Genomic DNA, 6886 nt, shown 5'->3' on the forward strand with positions numbered 1-6886 from the left:
GCGCGTACGGCTCGCGGGCGGCACGTTCGAGGCGGCCCGCACGCGGGCGGTTTCCGGGTCGCCGCGCGGTTCCCCGAGGAGGACGCCGCCGCGGCGCGCCCGGCGGAGGGGAGTGCGGGGACGGACCTCCGCGAAGCGGATCCCGGCGAGGAGAACGCCCGTGAGGAGAACGGAGCACGATGATCAAGGTGCTGCTGGCCGACGACGAGGCCATGATCCGGGCAGGGGTGCGGGCCATCCTGGCCGCCGCCCCGGAGATCGAGGTGGTCGCCGAGGCGGGCGACGGGAGGGAGGCGGTCGACCTGGTGCTCGCGCACCGCCCCGACGTCGCCCTGCTCGACATCCGGATGCCCCGCCTGGACGGGCTGGCCGCCGCCGCGGAGCTGCGCCGGGTCGCGCCGGAGACGGCCGTGCTGATGCTGACCACGTTCGGCGAGGACGAGTACATCGCCCGGGCGCTGAGTGAGGGCGCCGCGGGCTTCCTGCTCAAGGCGGGGGACCCGCGCGAGCTGCTGGCCGGGATCCGCGCCGCCGCGGAGGGCGCGGCCTACCTCTCTCCGCGGATCGCCCGCCGGGTCATCGCCGAGCTCACCGGCGGCCGGCTGACCCGGGCGGCGGCGGCCCGCGACCAGATCGCCGGGCTCACACCCCGTGAACGGGAGGTGCTGACCCTGCTCGGGGCGGGCCTGTCCAACGCGCAGATCGCCCGCCGCCTCCACCTGGTGGAGGGGACCGTGAAGGCCCACGTGAGCGCGATCCTCACCCGGCTGGGCGCCCGCAACCGGGTGCAGGCGGCGATCCGGGCCTACGAGGCGGGGCTGCTCGACCCGGAGGCGGCCGGCTGACCGGACGGGCCGGGTGCTCAGGCGGAGGGGGCCGGATCCTGCTGGAGCCGGTGCAGCACCCGGCGGAAGGCGTAGACGGAGACGACCGCGGCCAGGCCCGTGATCAAGGCGACCGCCGTGGTGCGGATCAGCAGGTAGGGGCCGACCAGCAGCTGGCTGCCGACCGACTGCTGGATCAGCAGCCAGATGCTCACCGTGGAGTTGGCCAGCAGGACGAAGGCCCACAGCAGGGTGATCCGGGCGAAGAACCGGCGGACCCGCTCGTGCTTCAGCACCACCGCGGGCAGATGGACGTAGTCGAGTGTGAGCTTCTGCACCAGCGGCCGGCGGAGCCGCACCGAGGCGAGGAAGACCATGCTGAGACAGATCGTGCCCAGCTCGGGCTGGAGGAAGTAGAACTGCGCCCCGCCGAACCAGAGGCTGACCAGCACGCGCAGGGTGATCGCCAGGGCGGCTAGGTACATCGTCGCGGGCACCGGGGCCCGCCGGACCAGCCGCCAGCCCACTCCCGCGTACACCCAGGTCATCGCCGCGGCCATCCCGCCGACCTCGCCGAGCAGGGCGAAAGCGGTGTAGAAGACGGCCAGGGGGGCGACGACGCCTTCCAGCAGGCGCGGCACCGCCTGCCGCAGGAGCGCGGTGAGGCGGGGCAGGGTGACGGGCGGGTGGTTCATCACGCTCCACTGGACGGAGGAATGACGACGCTGGGGGACCGGCGTCTACCCCGGCAGACGATTGCCAGACATGCCGGGAATGTCGCATGGGCTTACGGGAGGGTCACTCCCTTGTGGATCGGCGACTCACGCTACCTGACCGCTGAGAGTGCAAAGGAGGCAATGGGCCAACCATGCCCGATGGGTGACGGTTTCGGGACGGATGCTTTCCGCAAGGCGGCCCGGCACCGGCTCGGCACCGGCCCGGCGCCTGCCGGGGACTGCCGGACGGCGCCCGCGGGCGGTCCTCAGGACGCGGTGCGGGTCAGCCGAGCGACGCGGTGGCCAGCCTCGCACCGAAGCCGACGAACAGGACGCCCGCGGCGGCGGTGAGGATCGCGGCCAGCCGGCGGCGCCGGCGGAACTGCGTGGCGAGGTAGGTGCCGCCGAAGATCAGCGCGGTCAGGTACAGCATGCTGAAGACCTGCAGGATGGCGCCGAGGAGCAGGAACGACAGGGCGGGACTGGAGTAGGCGGGGTCCACGAACTGGATGAAGAAGGAGATGAAGAAGAGGATCGCCTTGGGGTTCAGCAGGCTGACGACGAGCGCCCGGCGGAACGGGTCGGCCTCCCGGCCCGCCTCGGCCACCGCCTGCGCGGTCTCCTCGGCCCGCACGTCCTCCGGGGCCCGCCGCGACCGCCACGCCCCGCGCAGCATCTGCAGGCCCATCCACGCCAGGTAGGCCGCTCCCGCGTACTTGACGACGGCGAACAGCAGCGGCGTGGTCGTCAGCACCGAGGCGGCCCCGGCCGCGGCGAGGGCCATCAGGACCGTGTCGCCCACGAACACCCCGGCCGCGCCCCGGTAACCCTGCGCCACCCCGTGCCGGGCGGCGGTGGCCAGCACGTACAGGGAGTTGGGGCCGGGCAGCAGGATGATGAAGAACGCACCGGCGACGTAGGTCCAGAGGTCGGTGATGCCGAAGAACATGTGGTGCTCCAGGGGCGAAGCGGAAGGCATCATCACCGTACTCCCAGCTGGGTGCTTACCGGTCCGGAGGGCCGGGCGGCCCCGCCTCCGAGGCCCGGACGGCGGCGTTTGGAACGCGCCTCGCTGGGGCGTTGAAAGCCGCGCCCTTTGGGTCTTGTGGAGGTCTGCTGTCAAGGCTACGATCGCCACAACTCTTAGGAAACTTTCCTAAAAGAAGAACCGAATGGGAGTGACCGTGACCCGTTCGCACCCCCCGTAACCCCGAAGACCTGCGGTGATACGGCGCCGGGAGCCGCCGTCCCCCGGCGCCCGGAAAGCCGTATCCCCCATCCGCCCGGTGCGACCGCAGCGGACCCGGTCGCGACGCGTCCTGTCGCCTTACTCATCCTGACAAGTGTGGAAAACCTCCGGACGCCGACGCCGACGCCGACGCCGACGCCGACGCCGACGCCGACCCGGTCGGCCGACCCGGACCGGACCGTCCCGCCCGGACCGCCCCGCCCGTCACCCGGACCACGGCTCGCACCCGCCCTCCTACATCCGCGGAGGCGAGCCCTCCCCGCCGTACGGCCCGCGCCCCGCCCCTCCCCGACCCCCGACCGGGGGATTCCCGGCGGGCGCAAGCCGTACGGCCACCCCCCACCGAACCATCGAGGTCATCGAGGTCAACGTGAGATTGCGCGTCATCACCCGATCCGCCGCCGCGCTGGCGGCGCTCCTGCTGGGCGCGGTGGTCGCGCCACCGGCCCAGGCCGCCCCGGCCGCCGCCGCGGTCACCGGATCGGTCACCGCCTCGGTCACCGCGGCCGGCTCGGTCACCGCCGCGTTCGCGAAGACCGCCGACTGGGGCTCCGGCTTCGAGGGCAGGTACACGGTCAAGAACGGGACCGCCTCCCCGATCAGTTCCTGGAAGGTCGAGTTCGACCTCCCCGCCGGAGCGGGCGTCAGCTCCTTCTGGGACGCGACCCTGACCCGCAGCGGGCAGCACCTCACCTTCGCCAACGTCGGCTGGAACGGCGCCCTCGCCCCCGGCGCCACGGTGAGCTTCGGCTTCATCGGCTCACCCGGCGGAGCGGCCGCCGCACCGGCGAACTGCAAGGTCAACGGCGCCGACTGCGGCGGAGACGACGGCGGGCCGACCGACCCCGACCTGCCCGGCGCGCCCGGAACGCCGAGCGCGACCGGCGGGGACAAGAGCATCACCCTCAGCTGGGGCGCCGCGAGCGGGACCGTCACCGGCTACCGCGTCTACGAGGGCACCGCCCTGAAGGCCACCGTCACCGGGACCGGCACCACCCTCACCGGCCTCGGCGACTGCGAGACGCACACCTACACGGTCAAGGCGTACAACGCCGAAGGCGAGTCCGCCGGCGCCGAGGCCACCGCCACCACCACCGGCTGCACCACCGGCCCGCTGCCGAAGCACTTCCTCACCGGCTACTGGCACAACTTCGACAACGCCGCCGTCGAACTCAGGCTCTCGGCCGTGCCCGCCGCCTATGACCTGGTCGCGGTCTCCTTCGGCGAGGCCACGAGCACCCCCGGCGAGGTCGTCTTCGGCGTGGACCCGGGCCTGTCGGCCTCCCTCGGCGGCTACACCGACGCCCAGTTCAAGGCCGACGTCAAGACCCTCCAGTCGCGCGGCCAGAAGGTCATCCTCTCCGTCGGCGGAGAGAAGGGCCGGGTCCAGGTGGCGAGCGCCGCCGCCGCGGCGGAGTTCGCCGACAGCGTCCACGGCCTGATCCAGCGGTACGGCTTCGACGGCGTGGACATCGACCTGGAGAACGGCCTCAACGCCACCTACATGGCGCAGGCGCTCCGGCAGCTGCACGCCCGGACCGGCACCGGCCTGATCATCACCATGGCCCCGCAGACCATCGACATGCAGTCCACCGGCGCGGAGTACTTCAAGCTCGCGCTGAGCATCAAGGACATCCTCACCGTCGTCCACACCCAGTACTACAACTCCGGCTCGATGCTCGGCTGCGACCGGATGGCCGCCTACTCCCAGGGCACGGTCGACTTCCTGACCGCCCTGGCCTGCATCCAGCTGGAGAACGGCCTGCGCCCCGACCAGGTGGCGCTCGGCCTGCCCTCCGGGCCCGGCGCGGCCGGCGGCGGGATCGTCGCCCCCGCCGTGGTGAACCAGGCGCTGACCTGCCTGGCCACCCGGACGAACTGCGGCCGCTTCACGCCGCCGCGCGCCTACCCCGGCATCCGCGGGGCGATGACCTGGTCGATCAACTGGGACGCCTCCAACGGCTGGAACTTCTCCAAGACCGTCAAGCCGCACCTCGCGACTCTCCCCTAGGAAGGCCCATGAGACTACGACGCACCTCCCTGGCCCTGCTCGCCGCCGTGGCGACGGCCTCCGCCGGGCTCACCGCCGGCGCCGTCACCGCGCACGCCGCCCCGGCGGCCGTCCCCCTCGCGAGCACCGTGTCCGCCGCCGCCCAGTGGCAGGCGTGGACGGCCTACGCCACCGGCGCCCGGGTGACCTACAACGGCGCCGACTACGAGGCCATCCAGGGCCACACCTCCCAGCCCGGCTGGGAGCCGCCGAACGTCCCCGCCCTGTGGAAACGCGTCACCGGCGGCGGCGACCCGCAGCCCGGCGTGCCCGGGGCGCCCGGCAACCTCCGCTCGACCGGCAAGACCGGCGGTTCGATCTCCCTGGCGTGGAACGCCTCATCCGGCACCGTGTCCGGCTACCGCGTCTACGAGGGCGGCGCCCAGCGCGCCCAGACCGGCGGGACCAGCGCCACGATCTCCGGCCTGGGCGCCTGCACCACGCACACCTACACGGTCAAGGCGTACAACGCCCAGGGCGAGTCGGCCGCCGGCGCCAGGTCACCGTCACCACCGACGGCTGCGTCGACCCGCAGCCGGGCGGGAAGATGCCCGGCGCGCCGTACCTCTACATGGGCTGGGGCAACCCGCCCAGCCCCGCCACGGTCATGAACGCCACCGGCGTCAAGTCCTTCACCATGGCGTTCATCCTGTCCAGCGGGGGCTGCACCCCCGCCTGGGACGGCAACCGGCCGCTGACCGGCGGCGCCGACGCGCAGGCCATCTCGCAGATCAAGGCCGCGGGCGGCAGCGTGCAGATATCCTTCGGCGGCTGGCAGGGCAACAAGCTCGGCCCGAACTGCGCCACCCCGCAGGCCTTCGCCGGCGCCGTGCAGCAGGTCATCAACGCCGTCGGCCCGGCCGTCGTCGACTTCGACATCGAGAACACCGACGAGTTCGAGAACTACACCGTCCAGGACCGCATCCTCAACGGCCTGAAGATCGTCAAGCAGAACAACCCGAACGTCAAGGTCGTGGTGACCTTCGGCACCACCACCACCGGCCCGAACGCGCACGGCCTGCGCCTGATCAACCAGGCCAAGGCGCTGAACGTGCCGATCGACAACTACACGATCATGCCGTTCGACTTCGGCAGCTCCAACATCTACAACGACACGGTCAACGCCGCCGAGGGCCTGAAGAACGCGCTCAAGGCCGCCCACGGCTGGAACGACGCGCAGGCCTACGCCCGCATGGGCATCTCCGGCATGAACGGCCTGTCCGACCAGCAGGAGCTGACCACCCCCGCCACCTGGCAGCAGATCACCAACTGGGCCAGGTCCAAGGGCCTCACCCGGCTGGCCTACTGGTCGGTCAACCGCGACCGCGGCTGCCCCGGCGGCGGCGTGACCTCCAACTGCAGCGGCATCTCCCAGGCCGAATGGGAGTTCACCCGGATCACCGCAGGCTTCTAGACCGGACGCGGCCCGCGCCCCGCCACCCGGGGGCGCGGGCCCCGCCCACCGCCCTCCGACACCCCCCCACAGAGCCCCAAGAGGCAGATGATGAACCGACGATCGGCACGGACGCGGCGGCTGGCGGCGCCGCCGCCCTGGCGCTGGGCGGGACGGTGCTCGCCGCCTCGCCCGCGCACGCCGCCAACATCGCCGCCAACCCCGGCTTCGAGGACGGGCTGACCGGCTGGACCTGCTCGGCCGGCTCCGGTGCGGCGGCCGTCTCCGCGCCGGTGCACGGCGGGTCCAAGGCCCTGCAGGCGACCCCGGCCGGCTCCGACACCGCGCGCTGCTCGCAGACGGTCGCCGTGAAACCGAACACGTCGTACACGCTCTCGGCCTGGGTCCGCGGCGGCTACGTCTTCCTCGGCGCGAGCGGCACCGGAACGACGGACGTGAGCACGTGGACGTCCTCGCCGTCGGCCTACGCGCAGCTGACCCGGACGTTCACCACGGGCCCGTCGACCACGGCCGTGACGGTCCACGTCAACGGCTGGTACGGCCAGGGCGCCTACCAGGCCGACGACGTCGTCCTCGACGGTCCGCGCGGCGACGGCGGAGGGGAACCGACCCCCACGCCCACCCCCACGCCCA

At 72.8% G+C, this 6886-nt stretch carries 8 protein-coding genes; 6 read left to right on the forward strand and 2 right to left on the reverse strand.

The genetic code is table 11. From position 1 onward, the window contains the following. Positions 1-183: hypothetical protein (locus tag ACWJ6R_RS26865; protein WP_449064904.1), on the forward strand; the 183-nt coding region annotated here is incomplete at its 5' end. Then, positions 180-845, forward strand: coding sequence for a response regulator (locus ACWJ6R_RS26870; protein ID WP_449064905.1), 666 nt, complete (start codon positions 180-182; stop codon positions 843-845). The genes ACWJ6R_RS26865 and ACWJ6R_RS26870, both read left to right, overlap by 4 nt. 17 nt (positions 846-862) lie before the next feature. On the opposite strand, the gene ACWJ6R_RS26875 is transcribed toward ACWJ6R_RS26870, so the two are convergent. Together ACWJ6R_RS26875 and leuE are read right to left on the reverse strand one after the other, a co-directional pair. Beyond that, positions 863-1519 (reverse strand): VC0807 family protein, encoded by a 657-nt coding sequence (locus ACWJ6R_RS26875; RefSeq protein WP_449064906.1) that lies wholly within the window; start codon positions 1517-1519, stop codon positions 863-865. A gap of 304 nt (positions 1520-1823) precedes the next feature. Then, positions 1824-2522 carry a leucine efflux protein LeuE gene (gene leuE, locus ACWJ6R_RS26880; RefSeq protein ID WP_449064907.1) on the reverse strand — a complete coding sequence of 233 codons (699 nt, stop codon included), beginning with the start codon at positions 2520-2522 and terminating at the stop codon, positions 1824-1826. Positions 2523-3159: 637 nt separating this feature from the next. Here leuE and ACWJ6R_RS26885 point away from each other — a divergent pair. From ACWJ6R_RS26885 to ACWJ6R_RS26900, 4 genes are all read left to right on the forward strand, one after another. After that, positions 3160-4800, forward strand: a complete 1641-nt coding sequence (locus ACWJ6R_RS26885) for a chitinase (RefSeq protein ID WP_449064908.1) — start codon at positions 3160-3162, stop codon at positions 4798-4800. An 8-nt stretch (positions 4801-4808) separates the two neighbouring features. After that, positions 4809-5450: a carbohydrate-binding protein gene (locus tag ACWJ6R_RS26890; protein ID WP_449064909.1), complete on the forward strand. Its 642-nt coding sequence runs from the start codon at positions 4809-4811 to the stop codon at positions 5448-5450. Continuing rightward, positions 5387-6253, forward strand: a complete 867-nt coding sequence (locus tag ACWJ6R_RS26895) for a chitinase (protein ID WP_449064910.1) — start codon at positions 5387-5389, stop codon at positions 6251-6253. The genes ACWJ6R_RS26890 and ACWJ6R_RS26895 overlap by 64 nt, the downstream gene beginning before the upstream one ends. A gap of 155 nt (positions 6254-6408) precedes the next feature. After that, positions 6409-6886, forward strand: a 478-nt coding sequence (locus ACWJ6R_RS26900) for a carbohydrate binding domain-containing protein (protein ID WP_449064911.1), incomplete at its 3' end; no start/stop codon positions are given.

Source organism: Planomonospora algeriensis, assembly GCF_977012225.1.